Below are 24,923 nucleotides of genomic sequence, written 5' to 3'. Positions count from 1 at the left end.
ACTCACCGTGACCGACCTAGACGACGCCCGCATCCACAACTTCCTGTTGTCCGCGCTGCCTGCCGACGAGTGGCAACGGATGCGACCGCACCTGCGGCTCGTGACCGTGCACCTCAAGGAAACGATGTACGAAGCCGGGCAAGCGATCGAGCATGTCGACTTTCCCGTCTCCGCGGTCCTTTCCATGATCACGCAGGTCGACCAAGAGACGGCCGTGGAGGTAGCGACCATCGGCCGGGAAGGCATGGCCGGCCTGCCGGTGTTCCTGGGCGTCTCGGACAGCCCCAACACCGTTGTCGCGCAGATCGAAGGACTCATCATCCGGATGCCCGCCGCGCGGCTGCGCGAGTTCCTTCTCGGCGACGGAATCCTGCACGCCCAGCTGCACCGCTACGTGCAGGCCACGATCGTGCAACTGTCGCAGAACGTTGCCTGCAACCAGCTGCATACTACCGAGGAACGCGCCGCCCGATGGCTGCTGATGACCGCCGACCGTGTCGGCAGCCCGCAGTTCGCGCTCACCCAGGAGTTCCTGGCGCAGATGCTCGGCGTACGACGGGCAACCGTGTCTCTGACCGCCGGCATGCTTCAGTCCGCCGGACTGATCAGTTACCGGCGAGGCAACATCAGCATCACCGACCGGGCGGCCTTGCAAGATGCTGCTTGCGACTGCTATCCCCGTATCCGGTCGGAATTTGACCGGCTACGCAATAACCGTTAGCGCTCAGCCCGTCAACTGGGGCCGTCATTTCCCGCCAGTCGACAAATACGACGGACAGAGGGGAGATCGGCGTAACGAGCTCAGCGATTCCGCCGAACGTGTGGATCGCCCAGAGAGTCTGACGAGAATGTGGGGATGTCGCTCAAAGGACGTCGGTAGCGTGCCGACCTGGCGCGGCAACCGCCGGCTCTGTTCGGCTCGGTACAGGTCGCGCACATAGTGGAGCAGGGATCTCCGGGCTCAGCCAAAGGTGTCGGAGAACTGTTCCCGGCTCTTTGTATTTTGAACCTCGTCTTGGCGGTCAGTTCATCGGCCTCGTGCTCGGTCATGCTGCATGCATGGCGAGCACTTTCATCGTTCGGTATGGGGTTCGAAAGAAGATGTGCACTGGCCGGGGCGATCGCTGGCAGGGTTGGCTCGGTGGGTCTGTCGGCGGCTCTTTGCCCGACTGCGCTGCCGGCTTCCCCGCCCGAGCATCCAGCAACATCGTTCCGGCGATATCGCTCAGGCAAGCACACCGTAACTTTCGAATTGGGGGACACCACGTTCCGAGGTTGCGGCGGCGCTCTATTCGCCAGGCTAGGCCTACTGGTCGCGGATGGCAGCGAGTGCGCAGGCGATGAGGGCTGGCTGGCCGAGCAGCCGCAAGGCTCGTTTGCCGTCGGTGTCCATGCTGGGATCGTCATTGCGCTCGATGTATTGGGCTATATTGCCCGGAAAGACTCCAACGAGGAATGCGGCGACCGCGGCGCCCAGACGGCGGCGGACAGGTGCTGTGGCTACGCGCCCGTCCGTCCGTCCGTCTGGAAAACGATCAAGCGTTCGGCTTGAGTAAGACTTTGGTGTAACCGTCTATGCGCTTGTCGAACTTGTCGTACGCGTCGGGCGCCTTGTCCAGTCCGATTTCGTGCGAGACGATGAATGACGGCTGGGCCTTGCCGGTGATGATGAGGTCGCGTAGTTGCCGGTTGTAGCGTTTGACGGGAGCTTGTCCGGTACCCATCGATTGGCCCTTGCTGAAGAAGGTGCCGTACTGCCAGGTCACCCGGTCCGCTCTTGTCGGCTGGTCGAGGCCTGGGTCCTCGGGGACGTACACCCCGACCACACCGATGCCGCCGGTGCTGCGTACGACGTTGACGAGGTGGTCCAGCGTCAGTCCGGGATGTTCGTCGCCGCCGGCGTCGTGGGCCTGGAAGCCGACGGCCTCGACGCCGCGGTCGCAGCCTTGGCCGCTGGTGTGTTGGAAGATTTGCTCGTCCGGGTCGCCGGCTGAGAAGTCGATCGGGGTGGCGCCGATCTTCTCGGCGAGTTTGAGTCGGTCGGCGACCTTGTCGACGACGAAGACCTCGGTAGCCCCGCGGATCAGGGCGCTGTGCGCAGCCATGAGACCGACCGGGCCGCCGCCGAACACGGCCACGCGGTCCCCGGGCTGGAAACCCGACAGTTCGACGCCGTGCCATCCAGTCGGGAAGATGTCCGACAGCATCGTGAAGTCATTCACGAACTCCGTGCCGGGTGGCAGGTGCAGCAGATTGACATCGGCGTACGGCACCCGCAGGTACTGAGCCTGGCCGCCGGCGTAGGGGCCCCATGTTGGCGTATCCGTAGGCGGCGCCGTCCATGCCCTCGGTCGGGTTGGTGCGGGTGCAGGACGACCACCACCCGGACTGGCAGTTACGGCAGGTTCCGCAGGCGATGTTGAACGGCACCGAGACCCGGTCACCGGGTTTCACCTGAGTGGCGCCCGGGCCGACCTCCTCGACAATGCCCATGTTTTCGTGGCCCAGCACCGTGCCCTGCTCTACAGCAGTGCGACCCGCGTACATATGTGCAGGTCGGAGCCGCAGATGTTCGTGGTGGTGAGCCGGATGACCGCGTCCAGCGGTCCTTCTACTCCGGCGTCCGGCACCTCTTCGATGGCGACCTGCTTGGTGCCCCGGTAGACAAGACCCTTCATCGCGACAGGCTCCCTTGACTGTCGAAGGCGGTCAAAAAGTGTTGGGCGGCCTCCTGCTGCGCCTGCTCGGACTTGTCCAGCACTGCGGAAGCACCGAAGAACTCGTGCATCACTCCGGCGTAGTAGCGGTGTGTTGTCGCGACGCCGGCGGCCTGCAGGTCTTCGGCGAACTGCTGGCCCTGGCTGCGCAGCACGTCCTGCTCATCGGTAATGACCAGCGTCGGTGGCATCAGCCGGCGCTGCTCGTCGCTCCAGTCGAGCAGGGCGATCCGCGGGTCCTCGGCCGCGTCCGGCCTTCCCTCGAAGGCGTGCATCGCCATCCAGGACAGCAGCGCACGGTTGAGCGGCCGGGCGTCGGCGGCATCCTCCATCGACTCACCGAACTGCTCCGCAGTGGTCACCGGGTAAACACATACCTGCGCGAGCGGAATCTGCTCACCCGCCTCGGCGAGCTGCAGCACGGTGGCCGCCGCCATGTTCCCGCCGACCGACTCGCCACCGATGCCGACACGGGCCGGATCACCGCCGAGCTGTGCGGCGTTGGCAACCGTCCACCGGTATGCGGTCAGCACGTCGTCATGGGAAGCGGGAAAACACTGCCTCCGGTGCCCGCCGGTAGTCCGGCGACACGACGATCGCACCGGTCTTGTTGGACAGACCTCGGCACGAGGCGTCGTAGGTGTTGATGTCGAACAGTACCCACCCGCCACCGTGGACCCAAACGATTATCGGTGCGCCGGTCTGTACCCCTTCGGGTTTGTAGACGCGCAGCGTCTGGGCGCCATCGGCGGCATCGGGAATCGTCAGGTCCTCGACCGATCCGACTGGCTCCGGGCCGTCCAGACCACGGTCGGCCATGACTCTCTTGACCGCGTCGTCCGGTCCTGGCTGTCGCCGCGCTTGTGCCGGCTCCAAGACTTCGAACGGCTGCGGCCCGAGTTCGCTGTGCGCGTTGACGATCGCCTGTGCCTGCGGGTCCAAGAGTTCCTGAACCGTCGGTGGCCAGCCGTGTCTTCTTTCCGCTGACGACGGCCTTGAACTGGTCAATCGGCTTGGTCAGCGCACCGACGAGCTTCTCGACGCCGCCACCGTCCGGCGCGCTCGGGTGCGCGGCGGTCGGCGCCTGACGCTTGGCGGCCAGGAATTCCTTACCGAGTTCGGCCATCCGCTGCGCACCCACCTTGGACCGGAACTCCGGCAGCTCCTGATCCTCCTCGTCGTGCACATGATGGCGGACAAGCGGGATCAGCTCGGCGAGGGCCGGTTCGAACTCCGGCTCGCCGGGGTCATTTTTGTCCAGCGTCATCAGCAGGTCCTTCATTCGCTGATGTTCCCCGCGGGCGTCCTCGTTCTCTTCTTCCATGCCCAGTTCGAGCCATGCCGGATACAGCACAACTCCTCGGCGAACGCGTGCAGGGCTAGCTCAAAGCCGATCTGGTCCACGAGGGTCCGGCGGTCTCCTCGTCCAGCCTCCAGGTGCTGGAACTGCCGCTCGACGATGGCGTGATCGTCGGCGATCAGGTGATCGATGTCGCCGGGCTGGGTCGGGTACGACAAAGGCATGGCACTCCCTGACTCGGAACGGCGTGGGCCGGTCGCTTACCCGGAGAAAGCACGACCATGCGGGCTTTCATGTTCGGCTCGGCGGCGTTCACGTGACCCGGCCGGCTGCAGCTATCGTCATCGGATGGCGCAATCAACCGGGACGGCCGGCATCTCCGACGGGCGCCTCCTGCGCGGCCAGCGCACCCGACAACTGATTTCCGCCAGAGTGGTCGACGTAGCCTCCGCGGAAGGCCTCGACAGTCTGTCCCTTGCGCGGCTCGGAGCAGACCTCGACATCAGCAAGAGCGGCGTCAAGGGACACTTCGCCAGTCGTCTTGACCTTCAGCTGGCGGTCACCGGCGTCGCAGCCAGGCTCTACATCGACCGGGTGGTCACACCGGCCATGACATAGAGCCGACGGGCTGCCTCGCCTATGGCATTTCTGCGAAAGCTGGATCGAGTTCATGCGATCCGGCGAACTCAGCGGCCGGTCCTTCTCCCTGACCGCTCTCGTCGAATACGATGCCCGGCCTGGCCCATCCGTGACGAACTCCTGCGCCTACGCTTGGAATGGGAGCACCTGTTCACCGCGTCACTGCACACCGCGGTGAGACTCGGCCACCTGAGCAGCGCCCCCGGTGACGCCCAACTGTTCTATGAGGTTGCCGCCCTCATCGCCGGCGCAACGCTCGAGGCCCAACTACGCCACGATCCCGGCGTCTTCGACCGCGCCCGCGCCGCAACCTTGACTCGCCTACGACTGCTGGCTGCCGCTGCAGACGTACTACCTGTGTCCTGATCGGTGCCGACCGACCCGCCGACTACCTTAGTGCGTCAAGAGATCACCTGATTCGATGGCACCCACACGCGCCGAGTTCTCGTCGACGCCGTCAACTGCCGTTCGACATCTTCATCTAGAACGAAGGCATTGTCGCCATCCCAGGTGCATCGCAGACTGGTACCACGGCACCGACGACCAACCGGCGGCGGCGAGTATCGTCGGTACCGGCGACGGCGACGTCGTGAATTGAATCAGCGCCCGGGCGGGGTCACGAGATGAGTTGACCATGCCCGTACCTTTGAGATGGACCATCAAAGCCGGCAACGGCTGTGCAATCGTGAGAGTGTGGGGGGCGCTGGATGTGGCAGCAGCCGCTCGCCTGCGCACCAGCATATTGAAGTATCTTTGTGAAGATCCGGCCGCTCTATTATTCGATCTGTCTGCAATGACTGTACGTGACCAGCTGAGTCTCAATGTATTCCCTGCTCTTATATCGCAAGCCAATAGGTGGCCGTCCATTCCTTTGCTGCTATGCAAGCCTCAGCCTTCCGTCGCCAGGGCACTGAAAAGCGGACGCTACGGGAGAGTGCCGGTCTACCCGTCGATCGTTGCCGGCCAAGCGGTCGCCCGCCTCGGCGCCGAGGCTTCGCCCACACTGACCGAACTGTTGCTGCCGATCGATGGTGCTGCTCGCCATGCCCGGTCCTTAGCCATCGAGGCATGTCTACGGTGGGGTGTACTGCACCTGGCCATTCCTGCGTGCTTGGTCACCGACGAGCTGGTCAATGGCGCGGTCGATAATGCCGGCACTATAATGACCTTGCGCATTACCCGACGCCCACAATTCTTGCTCGTCGCAGTTCTCCATGGTTCACCGGTACGTCCCGTCTTGCCGCGATTCCCGTTGTCTGATACCGAGGATCACAAACGAAGTCTGGTCGAAAAATTCGCCACCCACTGGGGCAGCTTACCCAGCCGTGACGGCAGAGCCGTCTGGGCGACATTGAAGATCGCGCGGCTTTGATCGGACATCGATGTCGTTGGCCAGCCAAGAAGCTTTCCCAGTGTTATGTCATTGACGGCCGCGTTGCGTTCCTCCTCAATGACCTTGCTGACGTCCCTGATTACGGGCGATGGCTCGGCCCGCGTCCCCCGGTGCCGTGAAAACTGCGCCGGGGCGCCAAGCGAAGATATTGCTCGCTCAAGGCGAGGTATTCACCAAACCGGTGATCACACAGATCGCCCGCCAGACAAGGGAGAACCTGGCGCAGGTCGTCCTGCGCTGGCACATCCAGCGCGGCGACATCATCTTCCCGAAATCGAAGATGGCCGAGCGGGTCCGTAAGAATTTCGCGATCTTTGACTTCGAGCTCGACGGCGGCGCGATGGGTAGCATCACCGCCCTCGACCGCGGCGACAAGGGACGCACGGGAGCCAACCCGGACACCTTGAACTACGGCGCCGAACACTGACCACCGCCGGCCCGGTCCGAAACGGCCCGGGTCTAGATGAGCCGCCCGGCGGCGGCATGCTGTGATCTTGATCGGGTGGGCGTCAGTAAATGCGCTGGCTTGTTAGATCAGCGCATCGGCTATCGTTTCAGGAATTGAACGCACCGTTACGGGTGCACGATGTTTGTTGGAGAAGAGTCTCATGGCCAAGCAAGTCATTACGGTACTCACCGACGACCTCGACGGTAGCGACGCCGACCGCACGCTCGAGTTCGGATTCGATGGTGTCAACTACACCATCGATCTGTCCGAGAAGAACATTGGCAAGCTCCGCAAGGCCCTCGACCCCTATCTGGCGGTGGCCTCTCGAGTGGGTCGCACCAGTGGAAGTGGGCGCATCGCGTCTCGCCCGTCGGCGCCGGCGCGAGCAGACCGGGACCGGAACCGAGCTATCCGGGAGTGGGCCGCGAAGAACGGCTACGAGGTTTCAGAACGAGGACGCATTCCCACCTCGATCGTGGAAGCTTTTGACGCCAAACGCTGAATCAGCCGACTAATCACGACCCTCCGAGATCATCTGCTGCTTACACACGAAGACAGCGAAGCATACTTGGACGTTGCTGCAAGGGGCAAGGCTGCGACGGCATTGCGGTAAACGGCGACTTGCTGAACTAGTCAGGTCGCCGTTCGCAGGCTATGAGTCGCATGGGTGGATGTTCGCCGCCTGTGGGACATTCTTGCCCTGAGCGACTCTGACCTCCACCTGCTGGCTGTCGAAAAGGTTGCGGAGAGTTTCGGTACGTGCGCGCTAGGACAAGCACTCCCGCCGGCCAGCGTAGCGAAAACCACACGACCCTGGCCCGGACGACGACTTGGGCGCCGCAGCAACCGCCCAGCTACCCACCACGACGTCCATATCGTCACCAGCACTGACCGTCCGAACGGCTCATAAAAAGTAGAATCCAACCGTCCACGACCCCGCGGCACGGGTCAAGACGTAAGTAGTCGCCGACGCCGGATCGTCCTTACAACCGGTCCTGGACGAGCAGACCTCGGTCCGCGGGGATCGCCGCGCCGGTCCGCCCAGCTTTAGCTCGATACATCGAGGTGTCCGAGTCGCGTAAGAGCTGGTCGGCGCTCATGCCAGTCGCGCAGTCCGCGTAACCGATGCTGACGCCGATTTGTGCTGTGCGATCGCCCAGTTGGTAAGGGGCGCTGATCGCCGTGCGCAGACGATCAATCAGGTTGTTCAGAGCAGCGCCGGGGGTGGTGTCCCGGAGCAGGACAACGAACTCGTCACCGCCGAAGCGGGCGGCCAGGTCCGACTCGCGCAGACAATGGCGGATGCGATCGGCGACCTGGATGAGCAGTTCGTCTCCGGAGTGGTGTCCCAGGGTGTCGTTTACCTGTTTGAAGCCGTCCAGGTCCATGAACAGCACGGTGCCGGGGCGGCCGACGGCAGCGGGAAGTGCGGCGGTGAATGAGGAGCGGTTGGGCAGGCCGGTCAGTCGGTCGGACTGAGCCGCCCACAGCAACCGGGCCTCCTGCTCACGCCGATCGAGCGCGACGGTGAGCAGAGCCGCGCACTGGTTGACGAGCTCCCGGCCGTCCTCGACGCGATTCTCGACCCGGTCGACAAGGGCGAGCCATCCGCGGTCACTTTCGGACACTTTCGCCCGTACGACGAAGATCGCCTTGCCGGGATCGGTAGCTTCTATGAGCTCGTCCGGAGGGAAGGCCTCGGCGGACGTAGGACCGGCGGGGATCGCAGGACCGGGGTGCCGCCGCCAACCGGGAGTGCGGACGAGGTCTCCGGCCCGGTCGCGCAAGGCGATCGCACCGGCGGTGGCCGGGGTCAGAGCCAACCATGAAGGATCTCGTGGGTCGACTTCGCGGCGGTGGAGAAGCGTGATGCTTAGGTCATAGTTCACGCTGATCAGCGAACGCAGATGCAGCTGGTCACCAAGTTGTAGCCGGTTGAACGAGCGCCCGAGAAACATCACGATGTCTTGAATGCCGCGGAGTGCGCCCGTCGTCGAGGCCGCGTATTCCTGAACCGCACGGCATATTACCCGCAGCGTTTCCTGGGTCGGGCTCGCCGCAAGCAGCGTGTGCAGAACTTCGGCTGCAGGCACAACGGCGGCGGCATCGAGTGCGTCGGCCACGATCGCACCCGTGGCAACGGGGTCGATGCCGGAATCGAACACGACTACATCGGCTAGGCGGATGGCCAGGCGACGACGCGGGTCGGCCGTCGGCAACTCCGGGAGCCGTTCGGCGAAGGCTGTGCACCCGCAAGATGTACGTCGGACGAACCGGGTCGGCAGCCGGTGCTCGACCGGCGGCACCGGCTCTCCCCGCATCTCACGTACCAGCAGATCAACTCCTAGACGGCCCATCGCGTCGAGCGGCTGGGCGACGGTGGCCAGCTCAGGCCGAACGAAGCTGGACCGGTCGAGATCGTCAAAGCCAGTCAGGAGATAGTCGTCAGGACAGTTGAGGCCGGACGCCGCGAGCGCCCGCTGAGCGCCGATCGCGTTGCGGTCGGTCGCCGCGACGAGGGCGTCCTGTCTGCCGTGACGGAGCCAGTCGGCCGCGGTCCACTCGATGCCCATCTCGATGTTGCTGGTGGCGGGCAGCAGCGGCCCAGGTGTCAGCCCATGCTCGTGCAGCACCTCGAGGTACGCCTCATGTCGTTCCCGGATATCGCTTGCTTCAAGGAACCCGGTGAAAGCGATCCGGGAACAGCCATGTTCGCGGATCAGGTGGGTGACGGCGGCTCGCATGCCGTTGCCGTTGTCGGCCAGCACAGCGGGGCGGTTCAGCCCGGCGACCGTGTGGCCGACCAGCACCACCGGCTTGCCCGCGCGGCCGAGCCGGTGCAGATAGCTGGGGTTCACGGCGTCGGCGAATACGACGAAACCGCCGATGTGGTCCCAGGCCACTGAGGCGTCGAAGGCCGGGCTGCCGCCGCTGACGGTGAGGTCGGCCGCCGCGTCCAGGGTTTGTATCGCGAACAGGGGGAGCTTCTGGGCTGCCGCCGCCGTGAGCGTGCCGGCGACTAGCGTGCCGTAGTAGGTGCCGCCGACGAAGGGTGCCAGTACGCCGACGCCATCCTTGGACCCCATATCGGCCCCATCGACCGCCGCGACCGCTTCCTTAGCTGTGATCGAGCAGCTCTTCGTACTCTGCAACTACACCAGGGACAAGGGCTCTAGCATTAGCCGTGCGACGTCCTGAAGAGAACGATCTCGAGCAGTAGGTTGAGCTGGGTCGCTTGCTCCAGTGTCAGGCCAAGTGGCTCTTCGACGTCGTTGACTGCTTCGGCGGCGGCGCAATGTGGCGCGACCGCTTGGTGTCAGGCGGCCGGTATTCGGCGCCCGGGCGCTCTATCGGCGGCAGAATAGCGCAGCCGATCATTGACTGCCGGATTCGGCTTTCTTGCTCTTAATTGGGCGTGCGTTGTGGATGAAGCCGAATCTGGGTGGGGCACCCGCGGACCGGAAAAGTGACAACGAACCGCACAGCCTCGGCGACATCTGCGGGGGCGAGCAGCTCGTGTGGCCGGTCTTTTCCCGCTGGTGTGTTGAGGCTGGCGCCGGCGGCGACCATGCCCGGCGAGATCAGGCTGACTTTCACGTCAAGGTCACGGACATCGAGGAACACCGCTTCGGCAAGCCCGGCCAAGCCGTGTTTGCTGGCCACATAGGCGGCGTTGTTGGCGAACGCGCGGTGAGCGGCGCCGGACCCGACGTACACCAGACTGCTGGGCGCGGCAGCGATCAACATGGGCAGCACGTGGGAGGTTACGGTGGCGGCAGCGGTGAGGTTGACGTCAATGACACGTTGCCAAGTTGCCGGGTCGGCGGTCTGCGCCGGCGCCCAGTCGAACATTCCTGCCGCGTACACCGCGACGGTCAGAGGGCCACGGTCGGCCACCGCTTGGATCGCGTGGCCGACCGCGGCGCAGTCCGCGACATCGACCATATCGACTGAGCAGTGCCGGCCCGTTTGCCGGCAGAGCGCCGCGGCCCGCCGCAGGCGTTCGCGGTCACGGCCCCACAGGCTCATCGACATGCCCAGGGATGCAAGCTCGACAGCAATGGCACTCCCGATCTCGCTGGAAGCGCCGATTACGAGGGCATGAGCTTCCTTCATGTCTACAGCATGCCAGCGCTGAGTCTGACCGACGGACCATGCTGAGGTTACTGCGCGCGTCGTCGGCAGCAGAGTGGTACAGCCGCTCACGGCCAACGGCGACCGTCTTCGAACGCGCCGGTCGGACCGGGCCTACCCTGCAAGGGCGGATTCTGCTCGAGCCACACCGCCGCCTGTCACCAACCGGTCGCGCTCGACGCACCCGACCGTGCTTTATCTGCGGCTAAATGAGTGCGCCGACGGCTCCATGCGGTGCGTCAGCTGCCCCTGGCGGATCTGGTTTGTCTGACTCATGCGGCGAGCGGTGGTGGGCGGTCCAGTGCCGCCCAGACCACTTTGCCGGTGGGCAGTGTAGTTGATCCCCATCTGACGGAGACGGCATCGACTAGTGGCAGGCCACGGCCACCGCTGACATCGGGCTCAATCTTCCGTGGTGTGGCGGCGGCGGGGGAGCCGTCGAACACGGCGATGTGCAGGTGGCACAGGCGTAGCCGGATTTCCAGCGTGATGAGGGTGTGGGCATGAACTGCCGCGTTGGTCACTAGCTCACTGGCGACCAGCATCGCATCGTCGATAAGGTCGGGCTCACCCCACTGTCGGCAAACATCCATGACTGCCGCACGGGCACGCTGAGCAGCACCGGCGACCGGAAGCAGCTCTTCAGTCATCGGTGCCACCCTGGCCTGTACAGCCGAGCGGCCAGCAGCGAGACTGCCGAACAACAGCCTTGGATCCAAAATGTCGGCCTCGAGCAAGGGCAGGACGTCGGTGGCGGGGGCGCAGACCAAGACCATCACGTCCGGCCACTGCACCGCTACCGCCATGATCCTGGTGAACACCGTCATTGCCTCGCGGTCGGCGATCGTCAGCCCGGACACGTCGATCAGCACCGCAGGCCGCCGCTGCACGACATCAACCAGCACGTCGTACAGCACCTGGCCGGAGGCTTGGGTCAAGGAACCTTGCACGGCCAGCGTTGACAATCCGTCGTGGATATCATGACGCCACGACATGGCATCGTCGGTTCCTGGCATGCTCAGTCCTCCTGCGCTCGCACCTGTGCGGAGTCACAAGTTGATGAACCTGAGAGCCGTTACCACGGGGTGAACCGTTGGCCTCCGAGAGTCAGGGTATGCCCGCTGCGACCTACGGCAAACGACCCGCCGTGCCTCCATGAGGTGGCAGGCGGTCAGCGCCCGGCTACTGCCCGGCCACGGATGGTCAGAAAGATGGTCGAGCGATGCCGAACCGATGCTGGCCAAGGGGGAGTTTTTGCACGGCAAGTGCTAGAAAAGCAGGATGGACGACGACTACTTCACCATCAGGAGAAAAGCCGCAGCTCCGGGCAGTGATGGTGTGGTCGAAAGCTACGTCGAACTCACCGGTGAACTCGACATTGGCGCCCGTGATGCGGTACGCGAAGTACTGCTCGACATCGTCGACCGTGAGTCCAGCCGGCGGACCATGGTCGACCTGAAAGATGTCGCCTTCATCGACTCCGAGGCCATCAGCGCCATCCTGGACGGGTACGTCGCCGCTCAGCAAGTCGGCAAGACTCTTGTGTTGATTAACGCCAACGGTGTGGTACGGCGGGTGTTCCACATCATCGGCATGGACGAACTAATGCGCGACCTCCGGTAACACCGCGAGCGGCCTGCCAGCTTCTGCTACCAGAGACGGCGGCTGCTTCAGGTGAGGCGCCCCGTAGCGCCGCAGCCCTGGAATTGGTCACCAGCAGCCGCATTATTACCGTCGAATCGACGTCGACCAGAGTCATTGCAGGGGTGTGATCCTCGGGGAACGGGGCATGCGGGCCGGATGTTAAGGCGATCACTTCCGTCACCCGCAGATGAGCTGCACTGCTGGCTCCCACGGCCAGGTAGTCCACTGTCAGGGCTACGGGCAGAGCTGCGGCAGCTGCTGACCGAGTCCAGGGATCACACTCATCCGGTGGATTCCGCGGTGATGTTCGGGGTGCCTCTGGCCGCGACCGAACTGATCAGCAACGCCTGGCAGCACGGAAGACCCCCGGTGAAGCTGAGACTGCTCCGTACCAACACGTCCTTCATCATCGATGTCGTCGATCATCATCCCGGTGCGCCGCCGGCCCCCAGGCCGCTGCGCTGGTCACCTTCGGACGGATACGGACTGCACCTCATCCGTCATGTGGCATCCATGTGCGGCTGGACCGAAGCGTTGCTGAGCAAACACATCTGGGCCAGCTTCCATATCGACGCCAGCAGAGCATGGCGCCGAGGATTCGACATCAACGCCCCTTTGCTCTAAGCGGCCGCCGTGGTGGCCGCTACTGGCCACAGAGCACAGGTAAAGGGGCCGCCGACATCAGACCGACACCGACTTGGACGAGATCACCGTCCGCCCACCCGCCGGAGAGCCGCGACCTTAACTTTCCTCGAACCGGCGTGAAATAGCGTCATCCTCCCCGCGAGCACGACGGGCCCGTATTCACGAAGAGGTAAGCGATGAGCCTGCTCGGCGATGTCGTCCGTCTGTCGCCGGAACTCCGGGAGGAGATTCGGGGCGACCCGTCAACCGCATACGACCGGGTGACAACGTTCGGTGGGTCGCAGCGTCTCGAACTCGATTGGGAGTGGAAGCTGTTCCGGCCCCTGTTCGCCGCGGCCAGCTTCCGGATCAACCCGTTTCTGTCCGGGGCGTACTTCCCGGACGAGCAGACCGCGTTCGGGGCCGGAGGCGACGCCCGCACCCTGGATCCCGACCAAGTTGTGGAGGCGGCCGCGCTGCTCGAGCGGACGTCCTTCGCCGCGCTCGCCCCTCATCTGCGGGGAGCGCTGGTGGAGCGGGACACGGTGCAGGTCGACTACGACTTCGCATCGCCGACGTACCGGCAGCCGCTGCCGCCAGAGCGGACCAGGACGCCGACGTTCTCCGACGAGCAGGTCGATTCCTACCGGACTCGGCTGGCCGGCAGTTACGACGACCTGGTCGGTTTCTACAACGCGGCCGCGCGTCGCGGTGAGTGCACCATCTTCTGGGCCGCGTGACCCGGCAAACCGGCGTAACGCCTTGACCGGTTAGCTCGCGCTCGGGCAAACTGCCGATCATGATGAAGAAGCCGGTCGTGCCGCCACCGCCGCCCGCGCCCGGCGACGATGCGCTTCGCGCTCAGATCCTGGGCGTGGAGCACTGGAGCCTGCTGGCCACGAGAGGCGCCATCTGGCAAGAGATTTTCAGCCGTACGGGAACGTTCCTCGCGATCCTCTCGGCCACCGTCGTGGCGCTGTCGCTCGTCGTGCAGGCGACCGGCTTCGGGCAGAACTTCCGGATCATCGCGCTGCTGGTGCTCCCGCTCGTCCTGCTGCTGGGCGCGGCGACCTACCTGCGACTGCTCGAGGCCGACATCGAGGACGCCTGGCTGGTCGTCGGCATGAACCGGCTGCGCAACGCGTACGTCGAAATGGTGCCCGGCCTCGACCAGTACCTCGTCACCGGCTACTACGACGACGAGGCGAGCGTCCTGCAGACGTACAACTTCCGCCGCCGGGTCGGCGCCACCCACCTGTTCGCCGGCTCCCCGGTCATCGTGGGCATCGTCAACGCCGTCCTCGGCGGCGTGCTGGCCGTCATCATCGGCCAGGCGCTCGGCCTGGCGACGTGGCTGCAGATCACCGCCGGCGTCGTCGTGGCCGTGCTGACCGCGGTGGCGCTGATCGCCATCTTCGTCCGCCGCCTGCGCAAATTCCGACGCGACCTCGTCCCGCGCTTCCCCCGCCCCCGCGCCGAAACGGTGGACCCCGTTGCTGCCGACTGACGAGGCGCTGCTGATCGCGATCGCCAACACCGGCCACGAGGACGCCGACGAACTGGCCGACGCCGACTCGGTCCGAGCCTGGTGGCCCGCCGACGAGGTGACTACCGGCCCCGATCAGCCCCGATCCGTCGCACGCCTCCGCGCGCTGCGATCCCTCATCAGACGCCTGACGTGGACCAACAACGGCGTCCACCTCGACCCGGACCCGGCCGGGGACGCCCTGCTGGCCACCCTGTCGCTGCGCCCCGAGGTGACCGGCTCACACGTGTCGCTGCGCCCGGCTCGAGCCACCGGCCTGAGCGACGCGATTACCGCAGCCGGTCTGACAGCCTTGCTGCGGGCCGCCGCCAGACCCGGCTGGCCGCGCGTGAAAGCGTGCCACGCCCTCGACTGCGGCTGGGTCTTCCAGGACGCTTCTCGCAACGCCGCCCGCCGCTGGTGCGACATGCGAGACTGCGGCAACCGAGCCAAGGGGGCGGCCTTCCGCATTCGTGAACGAGCGTCGCGCAACGTGACGCAGCCGGGGCGCTGATCCGAGCTCAGCCCACCGAAGCGGTGGCCACCGGCGGTAACGGCCGACGGACACTCTTCGCCCTTCGTCGCGGGCGGGTGTGACAATCGTGAAGGTCCGACCGCCGAGATCCGGGGAAGGCCGCGTGGACCAGCCGCTCAGCTACGCCGACGCCGTCGCCCTGCTCCGCGGTCCCGCCGAACGCTGGGCTGACGCCTTCGACAAGCTGAGCACGACCGGAATGCTGGGGTCACTGATCCACTTTCCCGACGTGGTGGGGTGGTTCGACGCGCGCGCGGAGTTCGCCCGCCTCACCTGCGCGGTGGCCCGGCACCTGCCTCAGCGGTGGCAGGGAGCGAGCGGCACGGAACGCCTGACCCGCCTGGACGCCGCGCACCGGTTGATCGTGATCGCCGCTTACTTCGAGGTGCTCGGCGAGAGCCTGCCGGCCGAGTTCGGTCTCAGCCGGGAGGAGTCGCGGACCGTCGCCGACGGGCCAGCCGCCCGAGAAGGTGGAGCCGCGTCGGCCGTGCTGGAGTCGGCCCTCGCTCCGATCCCGGCCGACCAGGAACACACCGCTCTGCGGGCCTGGTACGCCGCCCTGTCCGAGCGGGTGCTCACCTTCTACCGAGGGACTGGCGGCGTGGGAGCAACTTGCCGTGACCGAACGCGCGACGATCGCCAGGATCATCCGTGACGACCTGCCGGACGCCGCCGTCACCCGGTACCGCGGGGAGATCATCCGGCTCGCTGCCGAGTTTCCCGAGGTGGCAGCCTGGCTGGATCAGGATGGGCGGTCGCAGACCCTTCACCGGCTTGTGGAGTTGACGCCCGAGGTCGCGCTGCTCAGGCGCCACCAGAGCGCAGCGCTCGACCGGCCGGTCCTCGGCGGGCCCGGCGTGCCGGGCGGCCTGACCCTGCCGACGCTACGCCAGGCGTACCTCCAGCCGGCCTTCCGCACCGACAGCGACGACCCACTGACCTTGTACCTGGACGGTGCGGTACCACGTCCGGATCTGGTCACCTACCTGAGCGACCGCGTCGGCGGGCAGTCCGCGCACCGGACGCCGCTGATGGTGCTCGGCCAGCCAGGAGCCGGGAAGTCGATGCTGACCCGGGTCCTGGCGGCCCGCCTGTCGGAGACGGACGGATTGATCGCGGTTCGGGTCCCGCTCAGAGACGTGCCCGTCGGCGCGGACGTGCAAAGCCACATCGAGGACGCCATCAGACAAGCGACCGGCGAATCGGTGAGCTGGCCGCAGTTCCTGCGTTCGACCGGCCGCCGGCGGCCGGTCGTGATCTTCGACGGCTTGGACGAGATGATGTCCGCCGCCGGGCATCAGGAGAGCGACTACCTCGTGCGCGTGGCCGAATTCCAGCTGCGGGAACTCGATCTCGGCCGGCCGGTCACGGCGATCGTCACCGGGCGCACCGGTGTGCATCATCGTCTGGTCATCCCGGCCGATACCGAGGTGCTGCAGATGCAGCCGTTCGCGCCGGAACAGGTGATCGCGTGGCTGACGGTGTGGAACACCACGGACCGGCGGTACTTCGCCGAGCGTGGCCTGGAGTCGCGCAGTCGCGACGTGGCGCTGCGCCAGCCGGAGCTGGCGGAGCAGCCTCTGCTGCTGCTCATGCTCGCCCTGTACGACGCCCAGGCCAACGAACTAACCCGGGCCGACGAGCGGATCGGCGGGGCCGAACTTTACGAGCGCCTGATGATCACGTTCGCTGAGCGAGAGGCGCGGCGAGAGCAACCCCGCCTGGCCGGAGCGCCGCTGGCCGAGCGGGTGGAACACGACCTCGGCCGGCTGTCGGTCGCCGCGCTGGCCATGCTCAACCGCAAGCGCCAGTCGGTGTCCGAAGCCGACCTGGATGCGGACCTCGTCGCGCTGGGGGTCGCGTCGCGGACCGGCGACGACGGCCCGACTCCGGCCTAGGAGACGATCGGCGGGTTCTTCTTCGTCGCCGAGAACCGGGCCCGGACAGGCCCGGCGCAGCTGCGGTCGTTCGAGTTCCTGCACGCCACCTTCGGCGAGTATCTGGCCGCGCGGCTGATCGCGTTCGAGCTGCATGCGCTGGCTACCGAGGCCGGACATACCGGCGACCGTCTGCACGCGATCCTGTCGTTCGGACTCGTCCTGGCCGAACATTAGGAGGTGCTCGCGTTCGTCCGGGGCCGTCTGACCGCCGACCCCTACGACGCGCTCGTCACGGCTCTGGACGCCGCCCTCGATCTGCGGCCGAGCAGCGTAGTTCCCGCGTACCAGCCGATGACGCTGGATGCGCCCACGCGTGCCGCCACTTACAGCGTCAACCTGGTCCTCCTGCTGACGTTGGCCCGCGAGACCCTCGGCGTGCGCGCGTTGTTCCCCCACGCGGCCGACCCGCTGGCCGCGTGGGCGCGGCACAGTTCGCTGTGGCGCTCCTGCCTGGACTTCGACGCCGTGGTCTCCGTCCTGCGCGGACGTCGTGTCCGCGAGACCCGCGACGTGGTCATCACCCGCGAGGACGGCTCGTCAGTCAGCGTGAACGAGAGCATCGGCTTGCACGTCTACCCGGACAACGATTTGTCCGACCACCAGTGCGAGCCCGTACCCGACCTCAAGGTACGGGCGAGCAGCACAGCCGGCCGCCAACTGCGCACCGCGTCCTTACTGGTGGACGCCGAGCGCGACGGTCTGCTCGATGCGCTCGTCCCGCTGATCCGGGTGACAGGTGACCTGTCGACACACCGCGGCTGGAACACCGACCTGACGGACGCCCGCGTCGAGCTGCAGCGGCTGCTCGCCGGGCAATCGCTGCCGCCTCCGGCCAGGCTCGTCCCTCCGCCCCCACCTCCCCATGCCTGACCTGCGGCGCGGATGCGAGGTCGCGGTCGAGGAGCTCGAGCAGGCCATCGCTTTGTACCGGCAGCTCGCCCGGGCTCAGCCCGCGTTCCGCCTACGGCTCGGCACCGCTCTGGTCAACACCGCCGGGATCGTGCTCGCCTTGGGCGACGCGGCCCGAGCGGAGGCGATGATCGCCGATGCGGTCGCGGTGTTGAGCGAGGAACCGGTTCAGCCCTACGCCTTGGCCCAGGCCGAATCCGCGCTCACCTCGGTTCTGAGCTTCACCGGGCAGGCCGACCGGGCGGCCGCCGCGTCAGCGTCGGCGGTGGCGACCTGGCGCACGGCCGCGGAGCTGAACCCCGACCACCAGGTCTCGCTGGCCCGGGAACTCACCCGCAGCGGTGCGCTGGCGATGGACCGTGACGACGGCCCGACCTTCTGGCCGCGTCCGCCGAGGCAGTGAGCATGTTCTCCAACCTTCCCGCCGCCCCGGCCGACCTCGAGGAGGCGCTGTGGACGTACGTCAACGTCCGCTGAACCGTGGCCGTGACCCGCGCCGATCTGGCCGACGCCGCCACCGCCCTGCTCGCCCTGCTGGAGCTGACCGGGCACGGCCCGCGCGCGGTCGCGCACGCCGCCAGGTTCCTGACTGCCTTGGCCGAGCAGGGCGTCGGACGAACTGAAGGCCCGTTCGCCGAGCTGAGCAGCCGCGTACATGCTCGAACCGAAGGCGCCGATGATCCGCAAGCCGTCTGATCAGTCGCCGAGGCCGTTGATGCCGAACAGCACCCGCAGGGCGGGTTCGGTGCGTCGGCCAGAGCGAGAACCGCCCGCGCCGTAGCGGCCGGTCGCACTAGCGGTCCAACTTCGCTGATGATCGCAACGCCTCGGCCTCAGACACTCTCTGGAGCCGGAGCGTCGCTGTCGTACTGTTAGCCCTGCGCAAGGGTCTCCAGTTGGAGGCCGTAATCTAGCCGGCGAAGGACGACGATCGCTATGACGGCGCAGGCCCGACTGCTTAGCGGCAGGTATCAGGTCGGCGAGCTCCTAGCCTATGGCGGCACAGCTGAGGTCCGTTTCGGCCGTGATCTGCGGCTCGGCCGTGACGTGGCGCTCAAGCTGATGCGGTCCGATCTGGCCGGCGACGCCCGGTTCCTCGAGCTTTTCCGCCGTGATGTAAGCAATCTACTGATCCTCAATCACCCGGCAATTGTCGTTGTCTATGACAAGGGCGAAGACACGTCACCGTCGGGTGAGCCGCTGCCGTTCATCGTCTTGGAGCTGGTGAGAGGGCGCACGCTCAGGGAAGTGCTCGCCGACGAGGGGCGATTGCCGATCCGCAAGGCTCTCGAGATCATCGCCGACACCGGAGCCACCCTTGAGTTCAGCCACCGGCAGGGATATCTGCACCGCGACATGGAGCCGGGAAATGTGATGATCGCGCAGACCGGCCACGTCAAGGTCTTGAACTTCGGTGTCGCCCAAGCCCGGGCCGATGCGGCTGACAAGGACTCAGTCATCGGCACGGCGCAATACCTCTCACCTGAGCTGGCGCGGGGCGAGGCAGTCGACGCGCGCTCCGATGTCTACGCGGCCGGCTGTGTTCTCTTCGAAATGCTGGTCGGGCGGCCGCCGTTCGTTGCCGACAACCCGGTCGACGTTGCCTACAAGCAGGTGCAGGAGCAACCCCAGGCGCCGAGCGACCTGGTCGTGGACATTCCGCGGGACGTCGACGCCATCGTGCTTCAGGCGTTGGCGAAAGATCCGCGGGATCGCTACCAGAGTGCGCAGGAGATGCGGGCCGACGCATTGCGTCACATCGCCGGGCGGGCGGTGCTGGCCAAGCCGCCGACTCCGGCGATCATTGCGAGCGGAACCGCCCGCAACATCGGCTACGCGCGGGTGCCAAACAGTGCTCCCAGCGGATTCGTGTTCATCAGCTACAGCCACACCGACCGGGATTACGCAGCCGACCTGGCGAGCTACCTGGCCTCGCACGGCGTCGAAAGCTGGATGGACCACCGCCTCGACTACGGCGCCCGGTGGCCCGACGTGATCAAGCAGCAGATCGACGGCTGCTCCGCCTTCGTCGTGATCATGACGGACGAGGCCGAGAAGTCGAGCTGGGTCCGCAACGAGATCGAGCACGCCCGCCGCCGCGACAAGCCCATCCTGCCGCTATGGCTGTCCGGCGAGGTCTTCTTCGGCCTTTACGACACCCACTATGCCGATGTGCGCGGCGGCCGCAAGCCCGACCGCCGCTACGCCGACCGTCTACTCGCGCTGATCCAGACCTGAAAAGGCGTACTTGCCACGGCATCGACGACGTCACCTACCACCACCTCGGTCTGATCGAGACCCTGGCCGAGCCGCCCATCCTGGTTCAGGTACATCAGTGGCTCGATGGGCTGCCAACACTCGGAGCCTGACCAGCGGAATGCGAAACACTCTGTGTTTGGGTATGCGCGGCCGCAGTCTCGCTGCTAGGCCATTTCAGGACCGCCGGCGCGGCACGCCGACCCGCAGGTTTGTGGACCCCGTTCGGGTGACCTCCCTTGAACTGCGCGGCCGGGTCGTGAGGGGAACGTTCGTGAAGCAGCTAGGAAGATCCGATGACGCGATCCGATCGGTCCGATGATGATGAGGCCGGCAAAGCCCGGATGCGGGCAGCGGTGGCCGAGGTTGTCGGCACCAGCGCTGCCCGTCTGCGTGCGGCGTCAGCTCCGGCTCTAATCGGGATTCTGTCTGCCTCGGCGCTCACGCCGCTCGCTGTCGCACCGGCCGGCGGGATGGTCACGGCAGGTATCGCTGTCCTCGGATCCGTCGGCGCGAACGTGCTGACTGATGTCGTCACCGCCGCGGTCGCCAAGCTGCGTCCCGATGAAGCCGGCGCCCCGCAGGCGGTGGCCGCGGTCCGGCAGGCGTTCCTCGACCGCGTCGAAGCGGCTTTCACATCCTCCAGCGCTACCGACCAGCGGGTACGCGAGGAGGTCATCGCCCTGTTCGCGACCTATGACATCGCCGGTACTGCGCTCGAGGCGGCGGCCGGGCTCGACGACACCGAACTGCTGCCTCGGATGGTAGGCGTGTTCGCCGATCTGACGGCGACCGTCAGTGGTTTTGGATCCGTTCTGGTGAACACGCGGCTCGACGTGCACGCTCTGCACGAGGATCTGCGCCGCGAGATCGCTCGGCAGAGCGCCGACCGGGAACGCTCCCGTCAGACCGGCGCGGATCTGCGGCGGCTGCTGGACGCAGTCCGAGCGTTGCGCATCCCGCAGTCCCGGCCAGCGGATGTCCCCGCTCGGTGGGACGGCTCGCCGTTTCTCGGGCTGATGCCGTTCGAGGAAAAGCACTCCGCCGTCTTCTACGGCCGGCACCGGCTGACCCAGGAGCTCACGGAGAAGCTCGGCGAGCGGCTCAGCACCGGCGAGATCCTGCTGGTCATCGGCGCTTCGGGGGCCGGTAAGTCGTCGCTGTTGCGGGCCGGGCTGCTTGCCGCCGTCGCCGACGACCGCCTCGTACCGGGAAGCAGCCGATGGCCTCGTTGGGCACTGAACCCGTCGGCCTCGCCCGTTCAGCACTTGGCGGCCAACCTCGCTGCCCTCGGCGCCGGAGACGCCGCGAGCGTCTACCAGGCGTTGCTCAGCCACCCGGAACGTGCGCACCTGCTGGCCGCTCAGATCGTAGCCTCCGCTTCGCCCAATCCCGATCCACCGAGGCTGGTCCTGATCGTTGACCAGCTCGAGGAACTGTTCACGCTGGGCATCGAGCCCGCCGAGCAGCAGACGTTCCTCATCGCCCTGCATGCCATGGCCACCAACCCGACCGGCCCGGACGGAGTCCCGGCAGCCCTGGTGGTTGTCGGGATCCGCGGCGACTTCCTCGATCATGCGACCGCATTCCCCGCACTGGAACGGGCGGCGCAGAACGGGGTGTTCACGGTCGGGCCGATGACCGAGAGGGAGCTGACCCAGGCCATCACCGGCCCGGCAGCCGAGGCCGGCGTGGCGGTGTCGGCCGAACTGACCGCCGCCATCCTGCACGACCTGCGTGACCGGACCCCGGTCGTGGGCTTCGATTCCGGCGCTCTGCCGTTGTTGTCGCAGGTCATGTTTGTCATGTGGCAGGCCGGCGATGCCGAGCGCCTTACCGTGGCGGGCTACAACCGGACCGGCGGCATCGCGGGCATCGTGCAGACCAGCGCGGAGAGCGCCTATCTCGGCCTGACCGAGAGGCACCGCGATCTGGCCCGGCGCGTCCTCGTCCACCTCACCCGCGTCACCGACGGGCGGCTTACCCGCAACCTCTCGACGTACGGCGCTCTGCGGATGGCGACCGGTTGCGCGGACAGCGACCTCGACGCTGTCCTCGACGCCTTTACCGCCCAACGCCTGATCACGCGCGCGGAAGGTGGCAGTGTCTCGATCGCGCACGAGGAACTGCTGCGATCATGGACCCGCTTGCACGGCTGGCTGCAGTCCGGCCTGGCTGACCAGGCGCTGCACCGAGCGTTGATCGATGACGTGCAAGATTGGAATGCCCACGGTAACGACGCCTCCTACTTGTACCGCGGCGTGCAGTTGGACGCCGTCCAGGAGGCCGTCGACCGGTGGATCACCGACCCGGGCCGGTCACTGATCGTGGACGACGACGTCCGGGAGTTCCTCGCGGTGAGCACCCGTCGCAACCGACGGCGGCGGCGCGTCTACCAGAGCATCGCCGCGGCGATGGCCGTCCTGATCGTCGCCACCACCGGCGCCGCGGTGCTGGCAGGTCGCAACGCCAGTCTGGCCGCTCGTAACGCCCGCAGTGTTGAGCAGCAACATGCGGTGGCGTTGTCTCGCCAGCTCGCAGCGCAGAGCCAAGCCGTGAGCCCGACGGAGTGGGGACTGGGCCAGCGCCTCGCCGCGGCGGCGCTGCACACGTCATTCACCCGCGAGGCGGCTGACGCGGCGAGTGCCCGCCTCGCCCATTATGGCGACATTCTCCAGTACCCCGGCCAGGCGATGGCGATCGCCTTCAGCCCCGACGGGAGAAACCTGGCGGTCGCCGGTAACGCGCGGATCTGGCTCTGGCATCTGGCGGGCGGTCGGACCACCGGGGCACCGCTAGCCACCGATCCTACGGGCACGGTGAACGCATTAGCCTTCAGCCCGGACAGCACGACGCTGGCCTTCGGCACTGATGACGGAGTCGTTCAGCTGTTGAGTGTCGTCACCGGACGGCCGATCGGTGCTGCTCTGGTCGAGAAGGCGCGCCCACTTCCGGACTGCGACGGGTGTATGACCAGCTCGCAGGTGCAGTCGGTGGCATTCAGCCCGGACGGGAGCATGCTGCTGATCGCGAGCCATTCGTCCATGCGACTCTGGCATCTGGGAGCCACCCGGGCCGTTGACAAGCTGGCTGATGACGGTGCTGAGGCGGGCGCGTTCAGTCCGGACGGAACGTGGCTGGCAGTGAGCCGCGGATCGACGGTCGAATTGTGGAATCCGGCGACTGGCCGCCGCGTCAGAAGCATCCCGGCATCCCGAGGCCTCGTGGAGGCAGTGGCGTTCAGTCCCGATGGGAAGATGCTCGCCACCGGCGGGGGCAACGACCGCGCCGTACGGGTGTGGAACCTGGCGACGGGCCGGCAGACCACAGCCCCAATGGCCGGTCACACTCGCGCGGTGGAAAGTGTCGCCTTCAGCCCTGATGGAAAGCTGCTGGCCTCCGGCGGAGACGACAACGCCGTACGCCTGTGGAATCCGGCCACCGGCCGGCAGATCGGCGCAACCCTGACCGGCCACACCGATGTCGTGTCGACGGTTACGTTCAGCCCGGGCGGGCGCTCGCTGGCCAGCGCCTCCTGGGACGGAACCGTGCGGCTGTGGAACCCGTCGACCGGCTTGGCGCTCGACGGTCCCGTGGTTGCCGAAGGGGGTAGGAAGGCGGTGGCCTACAGCCCGGACGGCAAGCTATTGGCGTACGGGACTGACGACAATCGCGCGTATTTCGTGAATCTGACCAACGGAAGCGCCATCGGCCGAGGGCTGGACATGCAGAGTAACCGCGCGGACGCGATGGCGTTCAGCCCGGACGGACGCTTGCTCGCGACCAACAGCTTCGACCAGGTGCTGATGTGGAGTCCGCACACAGGCTTGCCCGTCGGCGAGCCGATGATCTCGCCGCCGACCAAGGCGATCGAGGACGAGCGATCGGTGAACGTGGTGAACGCGATCTCGTTCAGTCCGGACGGCACGACGATCGCATCCGGATCCAATGACGGCTTGGTGCGCTTGTGGAATGTCGCCACTCGCCAGCAGATCGGCCGGCCGCTGACCGGGCACTCCGGCCAGGTGTCCGCACTGGCTTTCAGCAGGGACGGAAAGATACTGGCCAGCGCGGGCCAGGACATGACCATCCGGCTGTGGGATCCGGCGACCCATCGGCAGATCGGCCGCTCATTGCCAGGCGGGGCAGAGATATTTTCCGTGGCCTTCAACCGGGACGGCAGCCTGCTTGCCTCGGGCGGAAGCGACAACGCTGTACGGCTCTGGAACCCTGCAACAGGTCGCGCAGTCGGACCGGTGCTGACCGGCCACACCGACCCGGTGACTGCGGTCGCGTTCAGTCCGGATGGCACGATGCTGGCCAGTGCCAGCCAGGACGAGACGGCGCGGCTGTGGAATCCGGCGACCGGCGAGCAGGTGGGTGTCCCGTTGACCGGTCACAGTTCCACGGTGTGGTCGGTCGCCTTCAGCACGGACGGCTCAACGCTGGCGACCACGAGCTACGACGAAACTGTCCGGCAATGGCATCTGGCGAGCTTTACTGATCCTATTCGGAGGCTGTGTCAGCAAGCCGGCGAGCTCACCACCGAGGAATGGACAACGTACGCCTCGGACGAGCAGTTCAGCGAAGCCTGCGGCTAGGGTCTTAATCCGGCGTTGCTCCTCTGCAGCCTGTTCGGGCGTCTCACCTCGACCGCGGCTTCCATCGAGCAGGAGTGGCCTGGCTGTCAGCGCATCTGGGTCCGAGAAGCGGATACCTGCCTGTGTTGCGTGGGGACGCCCTCGGCGCGGGCTTTGGAGCAACTTCGTTCTTGAGTCCATTGCATGCATGCCACACTCACCGAGCATGCTCGGTGCCGCTTCGGTGACGAGTATCAGGCTGCGGCCCTGATGAGCGTA

Annotated in this window: 26 protein-coding genes and 2 pseudogenes; 19 read left to right on the top strand and 9 right to left on the bottom strand. The window is 66.4% G+C overall.

Annotated elements, in window-relative coordinates; all coding sequences use genetic code 11:
* Window positions 1-7 precede the first annotated feature (7 nt).
* The gene (locus OWR29_RS39770) at window positions 8-721 is read left to right on the top strand and encodes a Crp/Fnr family transcriptional regulator (RefSeq protein ID WP_267568721.1); all 714 of its coding nucleotides are present in this window, start codon (window positions 8-10) and stop codon (window positions 719-721) included.
* Window positions 722-1,535: 814 nt separating this feature from the next.
* Here the strand turns inward: OWR29_RS39770 and OWR29_RS39765 are convergent.
* The 6 genes from OWR29_RS39765 to OWR29_RS39740 form a co-directional block, all read right to left on the bottom strand.
* On the bottom strand, window positions 1,536-2,138 hold the full coding sequence (locus tag OWR29_RS39765; protein ID WP_267568720.1) for a zinc-binding dehydrogenase: 603 nt from the start codon (window positions 2,136-2,138) through the stop codon (window positions 1,536-1,538).
* A 76-nt stretch (window positions 2,139-2,214) separates the two neighbouring features.
* Window positions 2,215-2,493, bottom strand: a complete 279-nt coding sequence (locus OWR29_RS39760) for an alcohol dehydrogenase catalytic domain-containing protein (RefSeq protein WP_267568738.1) — start codon at window positions 2,491-2,493, stop codon at window positions 2,215-2,217.
* Between the two features lie 29 nt (window positions 2,494-2,522).
* Window positions 2,523-2,678, bottom strand: a complete 156-nt coding sequence (locus OWR29_RS39755; protein ID WP_267568719.1) for a hypothetical protein — start codon at window positions 2,676-2,678, stop codon at window positions 2,523-2,525.
* Window positions 2,675-3,250 (bottom strand): alpha/beta hydrolase fold domain-containing protein, encoded by a 576-nt coding sequence (locus tag OWR29_RS39750; RefSeq protein WP_267568718.1) that lies wholly within the window; start codon window positions 3,248-3,250, stop codon window positions 2,675-2,677. The genes OWR29_RS39755 and OWR29_RS39750 overlap by 4 nt, the downstream gene beginning before the upstream one ends.
* Window positions 3,251-3,254: 4 nt before the next feature.
* The gene (locus OWR29_RS39745; protein WP_267568717.1) at window positions 3,255-3,659 is read right to left on the bottom strand and encodes an alpha/beta hydrolase; all 405 of its coding nucleotides are present in this window, start codon (window positions 3,657-3,659) and stop codon (window positions 3,255-3,257) included.
* A 336-nt stretch (window positions 3,660-3,995) separates the two neighbouring features.
* Window positions 3,996-4,241 (bottom strand): hypothetical protein, encoded by a 246-nt coding sequence (locus OWR29_RS39740; RefSeq protein WP_267568716.1) that lies wholly within the window; start codon window positions 4,239-4,241, stop codon window positions 3,996-3,998.
* Between the two features lie 124 nt (window positions 4,242-4,365).
* On the opposite strand from OWR29_RS39740, the gene OWR29_RS39735 reads away from it, so the two are divergent.
* The 5 genes and pseudogenes from OWR29_RS39735 to OWR29_RS39720 all read left to right on the top strand — a co-directional run bounded on the left by OWR29_RS39735 (window position 4,366) and on the right by OWR29_RS39720 (window position 6,999).
* A complete protein-coding gene (locus tag OWR29_RS39735) occupies window positions 4,366-4,635 on the top strand; it encodes a hypothetical protein (protein ID WP_267568714.1) in 270 nt (89 codons plus the stop codon).
* Window positions 4,636-4,645: 10 nt separating this feature from the next.
* Window positions 4,646-5,022: pseudogene (locus OWR29_RS48350) on the top strand (TetR family transcriptional regulator C-terminal domain-containing protein).
* A 268-nt stretch (window positions 5,023-5,290) separates the two neighbouring features.
* Window positions 5,291-6,028, top strand: coding sequence for an STAS domain-containing protein (locus OWR29_RS39730; RefSeq protein ID WP_267568713.1), 738 nt, complete (start codon window positions 5,291-5,293; stop codon window positions 6,026-6,028).
* Between the two features lie 136 nt (window positions 6,029-6,164).
* Window positions 6,165-6,476, top strand: coding sequence for an aldo/keto reductase (locus OWR29_RS39725; protein ID WP_267568712.1), 312 nt, complete (start codon window positions 6,165-6,167; stop codon window positions 6,474-6,476).
* A gap of 181 nt (window positions 6,477-6,657) precedes the next feature.
* Complete coding sequence (locus OWR29_RS39720) at window positions 6,658-6,999, top strand: histone-like nucleoid-structuring protein Lsr2 (protein WP_267568711.1); 342 nt, start codon at window positions 6,658-6,660, stop codon at window positions 6,997-6,999.
* Window positions 7,000-7,480: 481 nt separating this feature from the next.
* On the opposite strand, the gene OWR29_RS39715 is transcribed toward OWR29_RS39720, so the two are convergent.
* From OWR29_RS39715 to OWR29_RS39705, 3 genes are all read right to left on the bottom strand, one after another.
* Window positions 7,481-9,583, bottom strand: a complete 2,103-nt coding sequence (locus OWR29_RS39715) for a substrate-binding and GGDEF domain-containing protein (RefSeq protein ID WP_267568710.1) — start codon at window positions 9,581-9,583, stop codon at window positions 7,481-7,483.
* A gap of 319 nt (window positions 9,584-9,902) precedes the next feature.
* A complete protein-coding gene (locus OWR29_RS39710) occupies window positions 9,903-10,613 on the bottom strand; it encodes an SDR family oxidoreductase (protein WP_267568709.1) in 711 nt (236 codons plus the stop codon).
* Between the two features lie 290 nt (window positions 10,614-10,903).
* Window positions 10,904-11,647, bottom strand: coding sequence for an ATP-binding protein (locus tag OWR29_RS39705; protein WP_267568708.1), 744 nt, complete (start codon window positions 11,645-11,647; stop codon window positions 10,904-10,906).
* A 265-nt stretch (window positions 11,648-11,912) separates the two neighbouring features.
* On the opposite strand from OWR29_RS39705, the gene OWR29_RS39700 reads away from it, so the two are divergent.
* From OWR29_RS39700 to OWR29_RS39640, 13 genes and pseudogenes are all read left to right on the top strand, one after another.
* Window positions 11,913-12,254: an STAS domain-containing protein gene (locus OWR29_RS39700; RefSeq protein WP_267568707.1), complete on the top strand. Its 342-nt coding sequence runs from the start codon at window positions 11,913-11,915 to the stop codon at window positions 12,252-12,254.
* A gap of 177 nt (window positions 12,255-12,431) precedes the next feature.
* Complete coding sequence (locus OWR29_RS39695) at window positions 12,432-12,899, top strand: ATP-binding protein (protein WP_267568706.1); 468 nt, start codon at window positions 12,432-12,434, stop codon at window positions 12,897-12,899.
* Window positions 12,900-13,096: 197 nt separating this feature from the next.
* Window positions 13,097-13,639 carry a DUF1877 family protein gene (locus tag OWR29_RS39690; protein ID WP_267568705.1) on the top strand — a complete coding sequence of 181 codons (543 nt, stop codon included), beginning with the start codon at window positions 13,097-13,099 and terminating at the stop codon, window positions 13,637-13,639.
* A gap of 59 nt (window positions 13,640-13,698) precedes the next feature.
* Window positions 13,699-14,406 carry a hypothetical protein gene (locus OWR29_RS39685; protein WP_267568704.1) on the top strand — a complete coding sequence of 236 codons (708 nt, stop codon included), beginning with the start codon at window positions 13,699-13,701 and terminating at the stop codon, window positions 14,404-14,406.
* The gene (locus tag OWR29_RS39680) at window positions 14,393-14,938 is read left to right on the top strand and encodes a CGNR zinc finger domain-containing protein (protein ID WP_267568703.1); all 546 of its coding nucleotides are present in this window, start codon (window positions 14,393-14,395) and stop codon (window positions 14,936-14,938) included. Before OWR29_RS39685 ends, OWR29_RS39680 begins: the two co-directional genes overlap by 14 nt.
* Window positions 14,939-15,062: 124 nt before the next feature.
* Window positions 15,063-15,614 (top strand): NACHT N-terminal helical domain 7-containing protein, encoded by a 552-nt coding sequence (locus OWR29_RS39675; RefSeq protein WP_267568702.1) that lies wholly within the window; start codon window positions 15,063-15,065, stop codon window positions 15,612-15,614.
* Entirely contained in the window at window positions 15,577-16,857 is a 1,281-nt protein-coding gene (locus tag OWR29_RS39670; protein WP_267568701.1) for an NACHT domain-containing protein, read from the top strand. The genes OWR29_RS39675 and OWR29_RS39670 overlap by 38 nt, the downstream gene beginning before the upstream one ends.
* Before the next feature lie 219 nt (window positions 16,858-17,076).
* Complete coding sequence (locus tag OWR29_RS39665; RefSeq protein ID WP_267568700.1) at window positions 17,077-17,769, top strand: hypothetical protein; 693 nt, start codon at window positions 17,077-17,079, stop codon at window positions 17,767-17,769.
* A complete protein-coding gene (locus OWR29_RS39660; protein WP_267568699.1) occupies window positions 17,762-18,211 on the top strand; it encodes a hypothetical protein in 450 nt (149 codons plus the stop codon). The genes OWR29_RS39665 and OWR29_RS39660 overlap by 8 nt, the downstream gene beginning before the upstream one ends.
* A 77-nt stretch (window positions 18,212-18,288) precedes the next feature.
* Entirely contained in the window at window positions 18,289-18,504 is a 216-nt protein-coding gene (locus tag OWR29_RS39655) for a hypothetical protein (protein ID WP_267568698.1), read from the top strand.
* 240 nt (window positions 18,505-18,744) lie between these two features.
* Window positions 18,745-19,596, top strand: a pseudogene (locus OWR29_RS39650) (protein kinase domain-containing protein); the annotation flags it as partial.
* Complete coding sequence (locus OWR29_RS39645) at window positions 19,582-20,046, top strand: toll/interleukin-1 receptor domain-containing protein (RefSeq protein ID WP_267568736.1); 465 nt, start codon at window positions 19,582-19,584, stop codon at window positions 20,044-20,046. The pseudogene OWR29_RS39650 and the gene OWR29_RS39645, both read left to right, overlap by 15 nt.
* 314 nt (window positions 20,047-20,360) lie before the next feature.
* Complete coding sequence (locus OWR29_RS39640; RefSeq protein WP_267568697.1) at window positions 20,361-24,665, top strand: nSTAND1 domain-containing NTPase; 4,305 nt, start codon at window positions 20,361-20,363, stop codon at window positions 24,663-24,665.
* Window positions 24,666-24,923 lie beyond the last annotated feature (258 nt).

The sequence above is a fragment of the Paractinoplanes pyxinae genome, from assembly GCF_026626335.1.
Taxonomy (GTDB): domain Bacteria; phylum Actinomycetota; class Actinomycetes; order Mycobacteriales; family Micromonosporaceae; genus Actinoplanes; species Actinoplanes pyxinae.
Note: the sequence above shows the minus strand (reverse complement) of the source record. Positions and strands in the feature narration are given on the sequence as shown.